The organism is Amycolatopsis sp. FDAARGOS 1241 (genome assembly GCF_016889705.1).
GTDB lineage: Bacteria > Actinomycetota > Actinomycetes > Mycobacteriales > Pseudonocardiaceae > Amycolatopsis.
In genome coordinates this window covers 166,370-184,171 of sequence record NZ_CP069526.1, presented here as the reverse complement: position 1 = coordinate 184,171, position 17,802 = coordinate 166,370, and the positions used below count along the sequence as shown (strand labels likewise).

The following is a 17,802-nucleotide window of genomic DNA, read 5'->3' as shown; positions in this document are numbered from 1 at the left end:
ACCAGCAGCATCCCAGCCACCAGCAACAACCTTTGTCAGACACGCCCTAGCCCCACCGGATGGGGAGGCTCTTGAGGCCGTTCTGGAAGTTCGACCGCAGCCGCCGCGGTTCGCCCGCGAGGCGGACTTCGCCGAGCTGGTCCAGGACGGCCCCGAAGAGCGCCCGCAGCTGCACGCGCGCGAGGTGCGAGCCGAGGCAGAAGTGCGGGCCGTGGCCGAACGTCAGGTGCTCGCTCGGCGCCCGCGTGACGTCGAAGGCGTCGGGGTCGGCGAACACGGTCTCGTCGCGGTTGGCGGAGGAGAACCAGACCACGACCTTGTCACCGGCTTTGATGTCCACATCGGACAGCCGGGTGTCCTCGGTGGCGGTGCGGCGGAAGTGCATGACCGGCGTCCACCAGCGCAGCATCTCCTCCACGGCGCCGGGCAGCAGGGTCCGGTCGTCGAGGAGCTTGCGGTACTGGTCCGGGTGCGCGATGAGCGCCGCGAGCCCCCCGGGCAGGCCGTTGCGCAGGGTTTCGTTGCCCGCCACGGAAAACAGCCAGAAGAGGTTCTCGAACTCCTCGATCGACACCCGGCCGCCGTCGTCGTCGACGTGCCGCATGAGGTTGCTCATCACGTCGTCGCCGGGGTGGCTGCGCTTGTACTCGCCGAGCGCGTTCGCGTACGCGTAGAGGTCCGGCATGCCCGCGCGCGTGCGCGGGTCCGGCATCGCGCCGCCGGGGGCCGGTTCCGGCCGGACGGCCAGCGCTTCACGGGCGAGGTCCGTGACGTCCTCGGGCCGGACGGTCGCGCTCACCGCGTATTCGGGGTCCTGGTAGCCGATCACGCGGTTGCTCCAGTCGAACATCAGCCGCCGGTCCTGCTCCGGCACGCCGAACACCTCGGCGAGCGTGAGCAGCGGCAGGTCGGCGGCCACGTCCTTGGCGAAGTCGCATTCGCCGCGGCCGGCGACGGCCGCGACCAGGTCGTGGGCCCAGTTCTCGATGCGCTCGGTGAGCCGGCCGACCGCGCGCGGGGTGAACGCCTTCGTGAGCAGACCGCGCAGGCGCCCGTGCTCCGGCGGGTCCATGTTGAGCATCATCCGCCGCACGTAACGCAGGTCTTCGGGGGTCGCCGGGTCGCGGATCTGCGTGCCGCCGAGCTGCGACGAGAACGTGGCCGGGTTGCGCAGCACGTGGCGCACGTCGGCGTGGCGCAGCACGGCCCAGAAGTCGCCGACGCGCGTCACCGGCGTCTCGCGGCGCAGCCGCGCGAGCAGGTCGTACGGCACGCCCTCGACGTAGGTCTCCGGATCGGCGATCACGGCACTCGACACGGTCCCGACCCTAGCCCCGCGAGCCCCGGCTGCGGGAGGATCCGTCCGGTGGAAACCCTGAAGCTGCGCACCGGCGGCCGTGGTGAACCGGCCGTGCTGCTGCTGCACGGCCTCGGCGCGACCGGTGCGGTGTGGCACGGCCTGGCCGAGCTGCTGGACCACCGGCTGCTGGTCCCCGACCTGCCCGGGCACGGTGGTTCCGCGCCGCTGCCGGCGTACTCGTTCCCGGCGATGGCGGCCGCGGTGGCCGCCGGGTTGGCCGAGTCCGGGCCGGTGGTCGTCGTCGGGCATTCGCTGGGTGGGGTGCTCGCGCTGGAGCTGGCGAGCGGGCGGCACGGGCTCGCCGTCGCGGGTGTGCTGGCACTCGGCGTGAAGGTGGTGTGGAGCGAAGCCGAGCTGGACCGGGCCGCGGCGATGGCCGCCCGGGCGCCGCGGCTGTTCCCGGCGCGCGAGGACGCGGAAGTCGCGTACCTGAAGGTGTCCGGCCTCACGGGGATCGCGCCCGCGGATCCGGCCGGCGTCGTCGAAACTCCGGACGGCTGGCGGCTTTCGCTCGACGCGGCGGCGTTCGGCGTGGGTGCGCCGGACGTGCGGAGCCTGCTCGCGCAAGCCCGATGTCCCGTCGTGCTGGCAGCCGGGGAGAACGACCCGATGTCGCGGCCCGAACAGCTGCGAGCACTGGCGGCCGGCGCCGTGACGTTGCCCGCACTCGGGCACAACGCACACGTCGAGGACCCTGCCGCGCTGCTGCCGTTGTTGACGAAGCTCACCGAGCGTGACGGCTGAGCGGTCACTTACGATGACGGCGTGATCAGCGACCCCGTGCACCCCGGCATCGACCAGCTCCTCAAGCTGGAACCGCTCGAACGCAACCTCTTCCGCGGTTCGAGCCACGAGGGCTCACCGCAGCGGGCGTTCGGCGGCCAGGTCGCGGCGCAGGCCCTCACTGCGGCGGGCGCGACCGTGCCCGAGGACCGCGGCGTGCATTCGCTGCACGGCTACTTCATCCGCGGCGGCCGCACGGACCTGCCGATCGTCTACGAGGTCGAGCGCACGCGCGACGGCGGCTCCTTCACCACGCGGCGCGTGGCGGCGATCCAGAACGGCGAGACGATCTTCAGCCTGTCGGCTTCGTTCCAGCGGCCCGCCGAGAGCAGCGAGCACCAGGCACGCATGCCGGAGGTGCCGCAGCCCGACGACGTCGAGGTGCGCGACGAGGACGAGCTGCCGATCATGCTGTCGGTGATCGAAGCGCGGTTCATCAGCGACCCGGCCGCCGGGCTGCCGGACCTCGGCGCGGGGCCGCGCCAGCGCATCTGGGTGCGCGCGAAGGGCCGGCTGCCCGACAACCCGCTGGCGCACGTGTGCGCGCTCACCTACATCTCCGACATCCGCTTGGCCGGCACGGCCGCGCTGCCGCACCGCGGCGAGCCGGGCAAGCCGCACCTGACTTCCCTCGACCACGCGGTGTGGTTCCACCGCCCGTTCCGCGCCGACGAGTGGCTGCTGTTCGACATGGAGAGCCGCAGCTTCTCGAGCGAACGCGGCCTCACCCACGGCGAGTTCTACACCACCGACGGGCGGCTCGTGGCTTCCGTCACGCAGGAAGTCCTGCTGCGGCGCCGGTGACTTTGTCGTCCACAACGGACACTCCATTGAGGACCTTCGTCAGCTGCAGCGTTTCGAGCACCGCGAGCGCGGTGTTCACCGCGGCCAGCACGAGGTAGATCGCGGCCTGCAGCGAAAGCGTGAACGGGTGCAGGCCCGACGCCCCGGCCAGCAGCACGAGGTGGCACACCGCGACGAGGACCAGCGACGCCGCCGACAACGCGGCGAATGCGAGCAGCAGGCCGCGCAGCACGCGCGTGCGGCGCCAGCGCAGGCGGCCCGTCTTGACGAGGTCGGGTGTGCTCACCATCACGAGGCCGCAGCCGTAGCCGCAGAAGCCCCCGAGCACGCCGCCGCCGGCGACCAGCGCGGTGGTGGTGTGGTACGACACGGGCACGCGGTAGGCGGCCAGGATCGCGGCGACGCAGACCAGCAGGCCGAGCGGCAGGTGCGGCCACCCGAACCAGGGCAGCCTCCGCTCCATGCGGACGATCGTCGGCAGGTCGACGTCACGGTACGACCCGGAGTCAAGCAGGGGCATGGCGCCTGTTCCTGTTCTTCCGGTTCTCCTTCCGGGCCGGCGGTGGTCCGCGGTACTCCCGGTGATTCGGCGCAGCCTAGGCCAGCGGGCGCCCGCTCGCAAAAAACGCCGGTCACGGCGGTGGTCCACGGTGGACCGTTTTTTGTCGCTGGGCGCCGATAGGCTTCGCGCATGACTTCCGACGAAATCACCGTCTTCGCCGAGGACACCGTCTTTGCCGAGGACCTGACGCAGGGCCAGTGGTTCTGGCACGAACCCGCCCCGGGGCTGGTGGGCTGGCCCCTGCAGGTCGCCACCGCCGAACTCCTGGACGACGCCGTGCGCATCATCACGACCGACGAAGTGCGTGAGCTGGTGTCGTACGCGCGCACCCGCCGGGTGCGCTTGGCCGCGGCTTCCTGAGTACGGAAAACCCTCGATGGGGTTCGCCCACACAGGGTTTCCGGTCGGGCTTGAGGGGAAGGTCCAGTCCAAGGGCACTGAGCTGGGCTGAACCGGTTCCGGATCACGGGTTGGTGCCCGACGCAGGCACTTGCCTGCCAGTTCGCGAAGAACACCGCTACCTGGTCCGAAGCGGTGCCGTTCCGCGGAGCTTGACTCAGCGGAGATGAACTGCGCGGCGGCGTGAGCGCCGGAGCCCGCCGGGCCGGTTTCCGTGCCGGCAAGGTTGGCCTGCGAACGAATCCGCTGCCGCGACCCATCTGCAGCCGTGGGAAACCCGGCCGGGCAAGGCAAACCACCGGCAAACTCCGCTGCGTCACGAGCGATCCGGTTTCACTCCAGCAAATGCAGGTCCGAAGCCAGCCGCACCAGTTCCGCCCGGCGGTGCACCTCGTGGCGGCGCAGCATCGACGCGATGTGGTACTTCACCGTGTGCGGGCTGATGTGCAGCTGTTCACCGATCTCGTGGTTGTTCTCACCCCGGCTGATACCGCGCACGATCTCCAGTTCCTGAGCGCTGAAGGCGCCCGGCGCGGAGCCGCCCGCGCGCCGTTGCAGGAGTTCGCTGGCAATGCGCGGTTCGAACCAGCTCCCGCTCGTCGTGATCTCCCGCAGGATGCCCGGCACGCGGCCGACGGACGTCTCCTTGAGCATGTAGCCCGCAGCGCCCGCGGCGATGGCCTGTGCGAGCAGTTCCCCGTTGCCGTACGCGCTGAACAGCACCACTGACATCGACGGGTAGCGCGAGTGCAACGTGCGGCACAGGTCGATCCCGTTGCCGCCGTCGCGCTCGCCGATGCGGAGGTCGAGGATGGCGACGGCGGGGTGGACCCGCTCGACGAGGTGCTCGCCGTCCGGGACGGTCGTGGCGCCGCCGAGGAACTCGAGATCCGGTTCGCGGTCGGCCATGGCGCGCAGGCCGTCGTGGACGACCTCGTGGTCGTCGATGACGCAGAAGCGGATCACGACGGCACCGTCCTGGGCGCGGGCCACACGGGGATCGTCGTGTGGACCACGGTGCCGTGGCCCGGCGCGGCCGCCACGGTCAGCTGCCCGCCCAGTTCCTCGACGGCCGAACGCATCGCGCGCATCCCGAAGTGGCCCGAAGACGGCGTGAGCGCGGCGGCGTCGAACGTGCCGTTGTCCGTGACCTGCAGGCTCACCACCCGCGCGGTGGTCGTCGCCACGCGCACCGCCAGCCGGGAGCCACCCGAGTGCTGCTCGGCATTCGCCACAGCTTCCCGGCCCACGCGCACCAGCGCGTCGGCCACTTCCCGCACCAGCGGCACGTCTTCCCCCTCGAGCTCCACCACCCGCGGCACACCGCGGTCCGGCAGACCGTCGATGCGTTCCAGCACCTCCGAAGCCCGCACCACGCCCGGGTGCGACCCGACGACGAGCGTGCCCAGCTCCCCGCGCAGCCGCGCCATGCACGCCTCGGCGGCCCGCGCGATCGTCGCCAGCCGCGACGCGGTTTCGGGATCCGTGGCGGAAAACCCCGCCTGCTCGGCCTCGAAACCGATCGTGACGAGCCCCCGGACCACGGAGTCGTGCAAGTCGTACGCGACCTGTTCCCGCACGGACCGCTCCACCGTCGCCAGCCGGCGGCTTTCGCTCAGCCGCCGCCGCAGACCCAGCGAGGCGTGTCCGGCGAACTCCTCCAGCAGGTCCTCGTCGACGGGCGTGAACGCGCGCATCCGCCGGTCGCCGACGTAGAGCACGGCGGCGATCTCCCGGCCCACCAGCACCGGCACGGCCATCGCCGAGATGATGCCCTCGCCCCGCGTCTCGCTCACGGGCGCGGCCTGCAGCCGCGCGTCGGCCGCATAGTCGGCCGACCGGATCGGCCGGCCCAGCTCGCGCGCGAGCCCGCCGAGGCCTTGTCCCAGCTGCACGCGCAGGCTCCGGAACGCCGGCGTCCGGATCCCCAGTACCTGGTCGAACACGAACGTCCCCGGCCCGCCGTCCGGCACGGCCAGGTACGCGACCTCCGACCGCATCAGGTCGCGCGCGGACGTCAGCACCGCCGACAGCACGGTCGGCACGTCCGGGCCGTCCACCGCGGCCTCGGCCACCAGCCGCGCCGCACCCCGCAGCTGACGGCCCAGCTGCAGCGCGCCCGAACGGCGCGCCTGGCGCAGAGCGCGCGCGATCGTCGTGCGGTAGTGGTTGCGCAGCGCGTCGTCGGCCAGCTGCGCCGGATCGCACACGGGCGCGCCGAGCGTGCCGACGACCACCGCGCCCGTGCCGTGGGCGTCGCGCCACGGCACCACGACGCACGCCGCGAGCCGTACAGCGTGGTTGCGCAGCTTCGACCGGATCTCCAGCTCCACCAGCGAACCCGGCTCACGCCGCGGCAGCGGCTGGTTGGCGACCACGGGTTCGTGCGGCAGGAACCGCTCGCTCCAGCCGGTGGTGCCTGACAGCACGACGTGCGGCGGCCCGCTGCGGCGCGGTTCGTACACGACGAGGCCGACGTCGGCCGCGAGCAGCTCCCGGATCTCGTCGAGGATCGGGCGCAGGGCGTCGTCGATCGCCTGCAAACCACCACCGTCGACGAGGTAGTCCACGAGCGTTCGTCCTCTCTGCGCGCCCGCCAGCGTCCCACACGAACCGCGAACCGTCACGGCTCCGGCGGCGGCGAGACGGCCCGGACCGGCGGTTTGACCGGTCCGGGCCGACGCTTCGGGAGGCAGGGGTCAGGCCTGCCGCGCCCAGCTCGAGTCGGCGGGAGCCGGCTCCACGCCGCGGACCTCGGGCAGGGCCATGAGGCGTTCGTCCTCCTCGTCGTCGACCCACGCGCGGGCGATCTCGTCGCAGGTGGCGAACCAGACGCCGTCGCGGGAGACGATGTGCTCGATGAGCTTCTCGTACCAGAGCATGTTGTGCGCCTGGCCGATGATCTGCGGGTGGACGCACGAGGCGAACACCGGGTTCGGCACGCGTTCGTAGGCGTAGTCGAAGATGTCGCGCCAGCGGCGGAAGATCGTCTCCGTGTCCTGCATGCCGGTGGACGTCCCGGTGTAGGCGAGCGGTGGGAAGTCGTCGAGGTACCAGTTCACCGGGATCTCCAGCACGGAGCTGGCCGGGCCCGCGACGTTGCCCTTCTCCCAGTTGATCTGCCAGCGCTGCGGGTGGTAGGGCACGAGATCGCGCGCCATCAGGCTCGTGTCGTAGCGGAAGCCGGACTCCTCGATGATGTCGAGGGTGTGCTCGCTGTAGTCCCAGTACGGCGAGCGGTAGCCGGTGGGGCGGATGCCGAGCACGTTCTTGTATGTGGCGAACGCGAGGTCCACGAGCCGCCGTTCGGTGTCGCGTTCGATGCCCGGCGGGATCTCGTGGTAGTAGCCGTGGTGGCCGAACTCGTGGCCCGCCTCCAGCACCGCCTTGCACTGCTCGGGGAACGTGTCCACGGAGTGCCCCGGGGTGAACCAGGTCGTGGTGATGTCGAAGCGCTTGTAGAGCTCCAGCAGCCGCGGCACGCCGACCTCGGCGCCGAACTGACCGCGCGACATGAACGACGGGCTGGGCCGGTTGAAACCGCCCAGCCACAGCGACTGGGCGTCGAAGTCGGTGCCGAGGTTCACGGCGATCTTCTTGCCGGGTGGGAGTTGCAGGTGACCCATGGGTCCTCCTCGTGTTATTTGGCTCTGTTCTGGGAAAAGCAGGTGTTCAGGCGGGCGGGTTGAGCTCGATGACGGTTTCGGCCTCGGCGTCGATCCGCTCGCGGCTGTAGAGCAGGGGGAAGGCTTCGCCGCGGGTCCAGGGGGCGAACAGGTCGGTCAGGTGCGGGTCGTCGAGCCGGCCGGACTGGCCTGGTGCGTTCATGGCGAGTGATGAGTCCCACTCGCCGACGTCGACGACGATCCGGAACGTCGCGCCGGCCGTCTGCACGAAGTTCGGGCCGTAGGCGGTGTTCCCGACGGTGTCGCCGCTGCCGCCGCGCGGAAGCGGTTCCGTCGCGAGCCGGTCCGCGGGGAGATTGCCCAGCAGCGCCTTGAGCGGGTGCTGCGCGCGGGCCACGTGCAGCCGGCCCCACTCCCACGCGCGCCGGTCGGCGCCCAGCAGCTCTTCCAGCTCGGCGACGGCGGCGGGCAGGGTCTTGGCGACGATCTCGGCCAAGGCGTCGGAGTTCTCCACCAGTTCGACGTCGATGCGCGCGTCGGCCAGGAGGTCCTCGGCCGGTGAGATACGGGCGGCCGTCGCGGCGGCCTCCCCGCCGACCAGCGGTTCCAGCGCCCGGGCCAGCAGCTCGGGCCGCAGGTGCCGGCGGTACCAGACCTCGAACAGCGCGGCGGCCGCGCTGTCGGGGGCGAGCACGGCGTCCCAGCCGGTCAGCAGGTCGAGCCCGTCCACGGTCACGCTCAGCTCGCGCAGCCGCGCGACGATCCGGCGCGCGGGCAGGGACAGGAAGTCGCTCTGCAGGGCGAGCATGCTCGCCGGGGTGGCGTCGGTGGTTTGCGCGAGGATCTCGTCGATGCGGTGCTTGCGGTAGGGCGCGTACCAGTCGTAGGTGATGTGCCGGTCGGGCGGGTAGTCCGGCGGCAGGTTCATCTCGTTGGCCGTGGCCAGGAATCCCGCTTCCGGGTCGAGGGCGCCGGGCAGCTGGTCGGTGTCGTAGAAGCCGGCCCATTCGTAGCGGCCGTCGCCGGGGACGGGCAGGGTGCCGTCCCAGTTGGGCCGGATCGGGGTGAGGCCACCGGTCTGCCAGGCGATGCGGCCCGAGGGGTCGGCGTAGACCTGGTTCTCCGGCGGCGCGCCCCAGCGGTTCATCGCGGCCGAGAACTCGTCCCAGTTGCGGGCGCGCATGTAGTCCATGCTGCCGAGGTAGGGCGCCATGCCGGCCTCGAGCCAGGCCGCGCGCACCGCGTACGCCGTGTGCTTGTCCGGATCCTGGTACACGACCGGGCCGTGGCGGGTGAAGAGCAGCTCGACCTCGACCGGGTCGCCCTCGCGCACCGCGATCGTCTCCGTGACGCGCCGCATCGGCTCCCAGCGGCCGTCGTAGCGGTAGCTCGTGGGATCGCCGGGAGCGGTTTCGTAGACGTAGAGGTCTTCCTGGTCGATCGCGAAGATCGTGAGCCCGAACGCGATCTGCCCGTTGTGGCCGATGGAGATGCCCGGCAACGCCGGCTCACCGCCGCCGATCACGTCGAGGCCCGGCGCGTTGAGGTGCGCGATGTAGCGCAGGCCGGGCAACGCGGCGGCCGCGCGGTGCGGGTCGTTGGCCAGCAGCGGCCGGCCCGAGCGGGTGCGCGAACCGGCGAGGACCCAGTTGTTGCTGCCTTCGGGCAGCACCTCGCCCTGCGGATCGTCCGGCGCCGCCGGCGCGAACACCGGCGCGGTCGTGGCCAGGTCGTACACGCGCAGCACGTCGTCGGGGATCGCGGCGAGGTCGAGGCCGTCCGGGACCTCGACCGGCCGCCACGGCTCACGCCGGCGCCGCAGCTCTTCGACGTCCCCGGGCAGGTCGCGCAGCGTCCGGGCGCGGGCGACCTCCTCGCGGAGGTTGTAGAACAGGCCGTGGCTGCGGATGCGCGCCACGTCTTCGGGGTCCCACAACGCCGGCGCGTAGCCCAGCTCCCGGAACTCCGCGGGCAGCAGCTCGGGGTTGCCGCGCGTGAGCTCCACGAACGCGTTGACGCCTTCGACGAACGCCGTCGTCGCGCGTTTCGTGTCCGAACCGTACGCCAGCCACTCGCGGTGCATGTCGCCGCGGTAGAGGAACAACCGCGCCGCGCGGTCGCGCTCGGCGTGTTCGGCGCCGAAGACCTCGGCCAGCCGGCCCAGCCCGCGCCGGCGCCAGAAATCGATCTGCCACAACCGGTCGCGAGCGGCGTTGAAGCCCTGCACGCGGAAGGCGTCGTACGTGCTCGCCGCGTAGATGTGGGGCACGCCCCAGCGGTCGACCACGATCTCGGCCGGCGCCGTCAGCCCGGGCAGCGTGTGCGACATTCGTTCAGGTGCCACCACTGTCTCCCGTCTCGTCATCGAGGTGGCTGCAGTCAAACAGCCAGGGCGCTCGCCGCGTCGGCAGAAGTTCGCGGCCGCGCGGGTGGCGGATGACTACCCGTTCGGGCAGCGGGAGATGTAAATCAAAAGTTGGTTACTTCGGCTGCCGTGGTCTGCGTGCCCCAGCGACCGCGCGACTCCCGCGCCACGAAAGAGCTGCTCCTGGCCGCGGCGACGGCGGAGTTCGCCGACCACGGCCTGGCCGGCGCACGCATCGACCGGATCGCCGAGCGGGCCGGCGCGAACAAGCGGCTGCTGTACGTCTACTTCGGCGACAAGGACCAGCTGTTCGAAGCCGTGCTGCAGCGGCAGATCGGGCTGCTGCACGAGGAGACGCCGCTGGTCGACGGCGATCTCGAGGCGTACGAGGCTGCCCGGTTCGACTTCATGCGCAGCCATCCCGAGACGGCGCGGCTGGCCGCGTGGCGCCGCTTCGAGCGGATCCACCACAGCGGCGCCGAGATCACCAGCTACCGCGAAGCGATCGAGGCCGTCGCGGGCGCGCAACGCGAAGGACGGCTGGACGACCGGCTGCCGGCGGCCGACCTGTTCGCGATGGTCCTGCGGATCACCGAGAGCTGGCTCGACGCACCACCCGCGCTGATCACCGCGTTCGGCCGCGACGGGCTGGGCCGGCACCGGGCCGCGCTGCTGGAAGCCGTCCGCCGCATCACGGCGCCGCGCTCGTGATCACCTCTCGCTACCTGCGGGCACGGGCCGAGGACGCCACCGAGGTCACGTTCGTCGAGCTGTTCTTCGACCTCGTCTACGTCTACGCCGTCACGCAGATCTCCCACCTGCTGCTGGGCGACCTGAGCGGGCGCGGCGCGTTCCACGCGGCGCTCGTGCTGCTCGCGGTGTGGCAGGCGTGGATGTACTCGACGTGGCTGACGAACTGGTTGGACCCCGAAGTCCTGCCGGTGCGCGCCGTGCTGATCGCCACGATGCTCGTCAGCCTCGTCGCAGCCGCGGGCGTGCCCGGCGCGTTCGGCGATCGCGGGTTCTGGTTCGCGGGCGGCTACGTGCTGATGCAGATCGGCCGCACGCTCGCCGCGCTGTGGCGCAGCCGGCGCGACGCGACGCTGCGGCGGACGTTCCAGCGCATCACCGTGTGGCTCTGCGCCTCCGGTGCCCTGTGGCTCGCGGGCGCCACTGTGGACGGTCCGGCGCGCGACCTCCGGTGGCTCGCCGCGGTGATCGTGGACAACGTCGGGCCGCTCACGGGATTCCACGTGCCGGGGCTCGGCAAGTCCGGCACGGCCGACCGCGTGATCACCGGTTCGCACATGGCCGAACGCTGCCACCTGTTCGTGATCATTGCGCTGGCGAGTCCGTGGTGGTCACCGGGACGGCATTCGCCTCTCAGCGCTTCTCGGCGTCCGCGGTGGCGGCGCTGATCGTCGCTTTCCTGACGTGCGTGGCGCTGTGGTGGACGTACTTCGACCGCTCAGCCCACTTCGGCGCGGAGGCGATCGCCGCGTCCGCGGACCCCGCGTGAATCGGGCGCACGGCGTACACGTACCTGCACATCCCGATGGTCGCGGGCATCATCGTCACGGCGGTCGCGGACGAGCTGACGATCGCCGAGCCGCACCGCCACCTCACGCCCGTCACGGCGGCCGTTTCCCTGCTGGGCCCGGGATTGTTCCTCGCCGGTCACCTGTTCTTCCAGCGGACGGTCTCGGGACGCTGGGTGGTCTCGCGGCTCGCCGGCCTGTGCGGGCTGGCTGTACTGGTGCCGGCTTCCCTGGTGGCGACCCAGCTCGTGCTGTCGTTCGTGATCATGCTGGTGGTACTGGCGGTCGCGGTGAGCGACACGGTGCGCGACCGGGCCGGCCGCGGTTCAGTCCACTGAGGACGACCACGACCGCGACTGGTCGCGCGCGCTCGCGTCGCTCGATGCCCGTGCCGGCGGCAAGTTCCCGGGCGTGGTCGGCTTTCCGGCTCGCACGAAGCAGGAGCAGCTGAAGCTCGCCTGTTCGCGGCGTCCCACCAGCGCGCCGATTGTCGCGGTCACATCGCCGTGCCGCGGTCCGTCATCGCTCCGGACACCGGGAAACACGAAGTGATGGAGGAGAACATGCAATCACGGCTGCCCAACCCGCTGGACCTGATCCCCGAACTGCGGGAGCTGACGGCGGCGTTGTTCAAGGTCACCGGCAACGGCTCGGTGCCGCGGGCCACAATCGCGCTGATGCAGCTGCGCGCGGGTCAGATCGTCGGCAACACCCACCTGACCGTGCTGCACACCGGCACCCTGCGCAGGACCGGGGAGCCCGAGGAGCGGATCACCGCCGTCGCGACCTGGCCGGACGCGCCGTACTTCACCGAGCCCGAGCGCGCGGCGCTCGCGCTGGTGGAGGCCGTGCTGCAGCCCTCGACGCACGGAGAGCGAGTCTCCGACGAGCTCTACGCCCGGGTGGCGACGCACTACGACGACAAGGCGCTGGCCACGCTGACGATGGCGATCGGCCAGGTCACCTTCTTGGTGCCCCTGGCAGTGCTCGGCAAGCCGCTGCCGGGCAAGCCCCTCGCCGAGCAGTGGCGGCCGGTCTCCGCCTGACCAGCCCGGGCACGGCGCTCTCGCCGGCCCGGTCAGCCGCCGGCGGCATGCTTGTCATGACGCCGGCCTCGGTCCCTGCCTCGGCTTCTCATCGCGCGGCCGGTCCACCTGCCGCGTGCCACCAGGCGTTCGGTTGCTCGCCCGGCTGGTCGCCCGCCGCCTTGTCGACATCGGCCGCAGCCGAGGCCCCCGGCGTGGCCGGCAGGTCGAACAGCTTCGGGAGGCGAGCGTTCATCAGCTCATCGTCCGCGCGCTCGTGCTGCATCACGCGGACCACGCGTTCCTGCTGCGTGGGGTCGTGCAGGTTCGCGCGCCGGCGGGCGCGACGCACGTTGCGCGTCCACCGCGCCGCGGCCGACCACCGGTGCTTGCCGTCGCCCTGGGGTTTGCCCTCGCTCAACAGCCGGGCGTACCGGTCGGCGGCCCGCTCGCGGCGACGTTGCAGCGCGTCGCGCTCCGGCTCGCCCAGCCCGGTCCAGGACAGCGCTGCGTCGCGCAGCTCGCGCAGCAAGCGGCCGAAGTAGGACAGCTCGCCGGTCGTGCCGCTGTGGCGGCGGGCTTCGCGGACGTCGACGCCGAGGGCCTGGTGGATCGCCAGCAGGCCGAACCCGGCGAAGACCAGCCGCACGACCAGCTCGCGCGGGTCGATGTTGAGCGCCACCGCGACGATGGCCTGGCCGCCGAACAGCGTCCACAGGAGCGCTCGGGCCTTGCCGAGGCCGGCTCGTTCACCGTCGGGCCGGGTGAGGATGTCGCGCATCTCCAGTGCGGCCGACAGCAGGCCGATTTCGATGAGCAGGAAGACGACCGCGGTCTCCCACGGGTGGAAGTGCAGCACCTGCGTGAAGTACCGGGCGGACGTGTCGCCGGACAGGAACAGCGCCCCGGCGAACATCGCGTACCAGCCCTTGGCGTGCAGCGGCGAACCCGGCTGAACCTCCACGGTGCGCTTCGGCGCCAGTGCCACCAGCGCGCCGCCGACCGCGAGCAGCACCAGCACCGCACCGCCGACCGGGATCAGGGCGTGCCACCAGCCCGGGCCCTCGGTGAGCCACGCGAGCCAGCCCGGGGCCGCGTTGAGCAACCGCAGCGCGACGACCAGAGCCAGCGCTACGGCGGCCACCAGGCCCAGCGTGACGATGGCCCCGCCAACGGAGGCGCGCCAGCCCGTCCGGCGCTCGCGCGTCTCCACGGGGACAGCCGCGGGTGACGGCTCGGCCGGCACTTCTGCAGTCGGCTGCCGGGCGGGCCGGTCGCCGGACCGGTCGCCGGGCTGGTCGACGGACGACACGGCAGCGGTCCGGTCGGTCGAGCGGGGCGGCTCAGCCCGGTTGGTGAGAGCAGTCGGCGCGCTCGTGGCCGCCTCGACGTACTCCTGCCGTAGCGGCGGCGGGTCCGTGTGCGGCTTCGGCGGGACAGTCCGCGCGTCGAACAGAGGATTGGTCCGGTCAACGCTGACCGGGTCGGCCCGGCCAGTGACAGGACCGGCCTCAACCTGCGGAGACGTCATGCGCAGCCCCTCGTTCCTCTCAATACCGGCGGCTTGCGTTCCCCGCTCAACATCCCACAGCCGACGAAAAGCTCTGGCGCCCCACCCCTTTCCGCTCGGACTCGTGCCGGCAGACCGAGTACCGCACCCGCACGCGGCACGGCCGACCACAGCGCTGTCTGCAAAGGTTCACACCACTGTTTTCGCAGTTGAGGCAAGGCCGCCAACCACCTGCTCGTCGTCCACCGCGCCCAGCCTGGGGGTCTTCAGGATCGCTCAGGCGTCGAACCAGGCCTCTTCCTCGTCGCCCGGCCGACGCCGCAACTGCGTCCCGGCGAGCACCCACGACGGATTCACGAAAAGTATCCCCGAAGAGCAGCGCGATCCCCATGCTGAGCGTCAGCACGCTGCGCAGCACCCGCCGCGGGCCGTTCCCGATCGCCCCGGCACACGCCGCGGGAACCACGTCGAACACCACGATGAAGCCGAGGAGCACGCTCCACCAGCCGCCGCTGTCGACGAACCCAGCCGCGGCGAAGCCCGCGATCAGAAGGCAGCTCGCGACCTGCAGCCACAGCAGCCACCGCGTGACGCGGATCCCCGGTGGTTCGTCGCGGGCCACCCGCTTCAGCCGCCCGAAGGCCGAAGCGCCCGCCCATCTCGGCCGGCCCGACGCGCACCGCGGAATCTGTCCTACACCGAGGTCGGGCATCACCCTCGGCCCAGCGCCACTGACACTCACCGACGCCTACCCACTCACCTGCCGTGACGCCTCCCAGTCCGGTGAAGGCTTCAGCGAGACAGGACATCCACCTGGGTCACGGCGGTCTCCCCTGCCCCGGCTCATGGTGGCGGGGCGGCGGATTCGACGGTGACGGATCCGGTGACGCGGTGCAGGCGCTGGGCCTGCGCAGTCATGGGACGATCCGGCGATGGAAGCGCGGAAGAATTCTGGTTACCTGAGGTCGGTCGCGGGCGATTGGTTCCCAAGCTTGAGGACGATCTGTGCGGTGTCGCGTGCCAGCGATCCGACGCACACCGCCGAGAACGCGGAGAGCGGGTACGACGCCATCGCCGTGTGGCGGCGGTGAAACTTCGCGTGACCAGGCACCAGGTCCGGCTCGGCGCCAGGCAGTACCGGATCGTCCAACCGCGACCCAGACCCCTGCACGCGACACTGCGCGATGCGCGCACGTGCTTCCACCTACGCCTGGACCAGGCAACGGCGAGACAGTTCGCCGGCCTCTGGGAGTTGGCAGCCCGATCACCGCGCTCGATCTTCTACTTTCCCCTTCGGGGCAACGCTCTGGACACCGACTCGCACCGGCAAGCTGACCTGCCCGCGTTGGATGTGGTCCTCGTTCACCACTCGCTCCACCTACGGCCCTCGGCGTGGCCGAGGATCCCGCGAAGCCTCGGCGCTGGTCACCCACAGACCGTCGGCCTGCCTGACGAAGCAGTGCGGACCCGCCTCGATCAGGACTATCCCCAGCTCCGGCACCGCGAGAATCGCGACCGCTTCGTGCACCACGTGCACGCTGGGACGCTGTTCCTCACTGGCAGCGCCGCCATGTTCGGCCTTGTCGTCGCTGAGTTCGCCGAGGTCGCGAGCCATCCCCGTGCCCACCCCACGGCCAGTCCTTTGGAGTATTGCGCCGAGTTCGACGTCGTGGACAAGCCCCGGTGGCCCGTCGACGTCGCCGAAATGTTCATCGGACACACTGAGAACTGGTCCGCTCCGTCCACGATGACATCACCACTGCCTGGGTAGGGACCGCGGTACTTGCCGCTGAAGATTCCGGGCCGACAACGAATGATCGCCGCTGGTCAGGCATATCCGCCCGATTTTCGGGGAGCACTGCGGGGCCCCGGAAACTCGACGGTCTGGCCGGATGGGAGCGCGTCGAGCGCCGCCCGCTCAGCGCGATCGCACCGGGGAACGTTCGCCTTGAACGCGACAGCCATCGGTCCAGCGCTAGTCGCGCGTGCGTGCCGCGGCCTTCTCCGCCGCGATGCGCGCCACCCAGCGGACGATCTCGTTCTCGTCGTTGGTCGGGCCGATCGCGTCGAGCTCTTCGACGCGGCGGAGCAGCTGCGGGAGCCGCTGACCGGAGCAGAAGACCACCGGCCCGTGGTAGAGGTCGTGCTCGCGGAAGTAGGCCACGTCGTCGACGCCGGTGAAGGGATAGCCGTCGCGGGTGAAGTCGGAGAGGATGACGTCGGGTTCGCCCTCACGCAGTGCCGCGACGGCCGCCGTGCGGTCCGTCGCCGTCGTCACGATGGCCCCGGAATTCGACAGGCGCTCGATCACCCGGCGGTTGCTGACCGGGTTGTCGTCGATCCACAGCACGCGCACGCCGGCGAGATCGACGTCGCGGCCGGTCGCCGTCAGGGGTTGCCGCGGTTGTGCGAACAGCGCCACGTCCGCCGGGTCTGGCAGGGGCAGCGCGGGGCCACCGGTCAGCGGCTTGCGCAGGAGCCGCCGGAACTGGTCCGAATTGGCGGGCCCGTCGAGGCTTTCGAGCAGGGCGACGAAGTCGCGGTCGGCCGCCAGCAGCGGGAACTGGGCCGGCAGCTCGCGTTCGAGCTCGGCGAGCGACTCGGTGAGCGACGCCTGGGCGGCATCGGGTGGCCGGAGTCGCTTGTCCGCGAACAGTTCCCGCCAGTCGTGCCGGTCCTCGGTCTCGCCGTGGCGGACCTTCGCGCGGAACTCCTGGTAGCGCAGGAAGTCCCGGATCGGGTCCGCCTCGCGCGGGCTGACGAGGATGCTGTAGAAGGTCGGGTAGAAGTGCTGCAGCAGCACCACCCGGACGAGGTTCGCGACGCCGAGCTCGTCCCACGACCGGTTCAGGTGGTACTCCAGCACGAAACTGTTGATGAGCCGCTTGATCCGCCGCGGGTTCCGCCCGGAGCGTTCGATGATCACGCTCTTCATCGAGTCGTCGAACAGGCCCGCGGTCCGCGACAGCTCCAGGTAACCGTCGACCAGCCGCAGCGCCGAAGCCGCACTCGGCGGCGGGATCCGGTAGTTGATCTGGATGATCTTCTCCAGGTACTCGACCGCACCCGCCGGCTCGCCCTCGGGCGCCGAACCCTGCACGGCCTTCCACAGCACTGCCTGGTCGCAGGCCAGCACGAACACGACGCCCGGCACGTCGAGGTACAGCTTGATCGCCTCGCACACCTCGACGATGCGCTCGGCCGCGCACCGGTCGAGGTCGTCGACGAACACCACGAGCAGCCGGCGATCACCCGCCCGCTCGCCCTTGGCCAGCCACGCGGCGAACAGGTCGCGCAGCACGCCCTTCATCTGGTTGCGGGACCGGGCATCGACCGACAGCGCCCGCCAGATCTCGTCGACGAGACGACCGAGACCGAACACGCTGCCCGACACCAACGCGGCCGCCCGCAGCACCCCCAGCAGGTGGGTCCGCCGCTGGATCGACCGCACGGCCCGCCGCACGAGGTTGCGGTCGAAGCGCAACAGCACGGACTTGATCAGTCCCTCGAGCGCGCTGGCCTGCCCCGACGTCCACGCGTTGAACCACACCACCGACACCGCCGGTTCGGCGGCCAGCGTCGACTCCAGCTTGCGCATCAAGCTGCTTTTCCCCATGCCCCAGGCGGCGTCCACGGCCAGCGCGAACGGCGCGGCGGCACGCGACGCCACGATGAGGTCGGCGAGCCCGCGCGCGACCGGAGTCGTCTCCAGCAGGTCGGCACCGTCACCTTCACCCAACGGCGCGTCGTTGAGCACCACGAACCGATCGGTGCTCGCGCCGCTCGCGAAAACTGAGTAGCCGTAGGCGTCGAACGCGGGCGCGACCATG

Annotated in this window: 14 protein-coding genes and 1 pseudogene; 6 read left to right on the top strand and 9 right to left on the bottom strand. The window is 71.3% G+C overall.

What is annotated here, in order from left to right; genetic code table 11:
* Positions 1–46: 46 nt before the first annotated feature.
* Positions 47–1,318: a cytochrome P450 gene (locus I6J71_RS00845; protein WP_204092961.1), complete on the bottom strand. Its 1,272-nt coding sequence runs from the start codon at positions 1,316–1,318 to the stop codon at positions 47–49.
* Between the two features lie 48 nt (positions 1,319–1,366).
* Between I6J71_RS00845 and I6J71_RS00840 the strand changes: the two genes are divergently transcribed.
* A complete protein-coding gene (locus I6J71_RS00840; RefSeq protein WP_204092960.1) occupies positions 1,367–2,104 on the top strand; it encodes an alpha/beta fold hydrolase in 738 nt (245 codons plus the stop codon).
* Between the two features lie 21 nt (positions 2,105–2,125).
* Entirely contained in the window at positions 2,126–2,947 is an 822-nt protein-coding gene (locus I6J71_RS00835) for an acyl-CoA thioesterase II (RefSeq protein WP_204092959.1), read from the top strand.
* Here the strand turns inward: I6J71_RS00835 and I6J71_RS00830 are convergent.
* On the bottom strand, positions 2,916–3,467 hold the full coding sequence (locus I6J71_RS00830) for a hypothetical protein (RefSeq protein WP_204092958.1): 552 nt from the start codon (positions 3,465–3,467) through the stop codon (positions 2,916–2,918). The two genes, I6J71_RS00835 and I6J71_RS00830, sit on opposite strands and share 32 nt — an antisense overlap.
* A gap of 171 nt (positions 3,468–3,638) precedes the next feature.
* On the opposite strand from I6J71_RS00830, the gene I6J71_RS00825 reads away from it, so the two are divergent.
* The gene (locus tag I6J71_RS00825) at positions 3,639–3,869 is read left to right on the top strand and encodes a hypothetical protein (RefSeq protein WP_204092957.1); all 231 of its coding nucleotides are present in this window, start codon (positions 3,639–3,641) and stop codon (positions 3,867–3,869) included.
* Between the two features lie 372 nt (positions 3,870–4,241).
* Here the strand turns inward: I6J71_RS00825 and I6J71_RS00820 are convergent, their stop codons facing one another.
* The 4 genes from I6J71_RS00820 to I6J71_RS00805 form a co-directional block, all read right to left on the bottom strand.
* Complete coding sequence (locus I6J71_RS00820) at positions 4,242–4,901, bottom strand: response regulator transcription factor (RefSeq protein ID WP_239154343.1); 660 nt, start codon at positions 4,899–4,901, stop codon at positions 4,242–4,244.
* On the bottom strand, positions 4,871–6,478 hold the full coding sequence (locus tag I6J71_RS00815) for a GAF domain-containing protein (protein ID WP_204092956.1): 1,608 nt from the start codon (positions 6,476–6,478) through the stop codon (positions 4,871–4,873). Before I6J71_RS00815 ends, I6J71_RS00820 begins: the two co-directional genes overlap by 31 nt.
* Positions 6,479–6,607: 129 nt before the next feature.
* Complete coding sequence (locus tag I6J71_RS00810) at positions 6,608–7,534, bottom strand: polysaccharide deacetylase (RefSeq protein ID WP_204092955.1); 927 nt, start codon at positions 7,532–7,534, stop codon at positions 6,608–6,610.
* A 46-nt stretch (positions 7,535–7,580) separates the two neighbouring features.
* Positions 7,581–9,878 (bottom strand): penicillin acylase family protein, encoded by a 2,298-nt coding sequence (locus I6J71_RS00805; RefSeq protein WP_239154342.1) that lies wholly within the window; start codon positions 9,876–9,878, stop codon positions 7,581–7,583.
* A gap of 159 nt (positions 9,879–10,037) precedes the next feature.
* Here I6J71_RS00805 and I6J71_RS00800 point away from each other — a divergent pair, with 159 nt between their 5' ends.
* The 3 genes and pseudogenes from I6J71_RS00800 (at position 10,038) to I6J71_RS00780 (ending at position 12,483) form a co-directional block, all read left to right on the top strand.
* The gene (locus I6J71_RS00800) at positions 10,038–10,610 is read left to right on the top strand and encodes a TetR family transcriptional regulator (RefSeq protein ID WP_204092953.1); all 573 of its coding nucleotides are present in this window, start codon (positions 10,038–10,040) and stop codon (positions 10,608–10,610) included.
* A pseudogene (locus I6J71_RS47415) lies at positions 10,607–11,775 on the top strand (low temperature requirement protein A). Before I6J71_RS00800 ends, I6J71_RS47415 begins: the two are co-directional and overlap by 4 nt.
* 225 nt (positions 11,776–12,000) lie before the next feature.
* Positions 12,001–12,483 carry a carboxymuconolactone decarboxylase family protein gene (locus I6J71_RS00780; protein WP_239154341.1) on the top strand — a complete coding sequence of 161 codons (483 nt, stop codon included), beginning with the start codon at positions 12,001–12,003 and terminating at the stop codon, positions 12,481–12,483.
* 88 nt (positions 12,484–12,571) lie between these two features.
* Here I6J71_RS00780 and I6J71_RS00775 read toward each other — a convergent pair whose 3' ends face one another.
* The 3 genes from I6J71_RS00775 to I6J71_RS00765 form a co-directional block, all read right to left on the bottom strand.
* Positions 12,572–13,774 carry a hypothetical protein gene (locus tag I6J71_RS00775; protein WP_204092948.1) on the bottom strand — a complete coding sequence of 401 codons (1,203 nt, stop codon included), beginning with the start codon at positions 13,772–13,774 and terminating at the stop codon, positions 12,572–12,574.
* A 1,576-nt stretch (positions 13,775–15,350) separates the two neighbouring features.
* Positions 15,351–15,587: a hypothetical protein gene (locus tag I6J71_RS00770; RefSeq protein ID WP_204092947.1), complete on the bottom strand. Its 237-nt coding sequence runs from the start codon at positions 15,585–15,587 to the stop codon at positions 15,351–15,353.
* A 360-nt stretch (positions 15,588–15,947) separates the two neighbouring features.
* Positions 15,948–17,801, bottom strand: coding sequence for a P-loop NTPase fold protein (locus tag I6J71_RS00765; protein ID WP_204092946.1), 1,854 nt, complete (start codon positions 17,799–17,801; stop codon positions 15,948–15,950).
* Position 17,802: the final 1 nt, after the last annotated feature.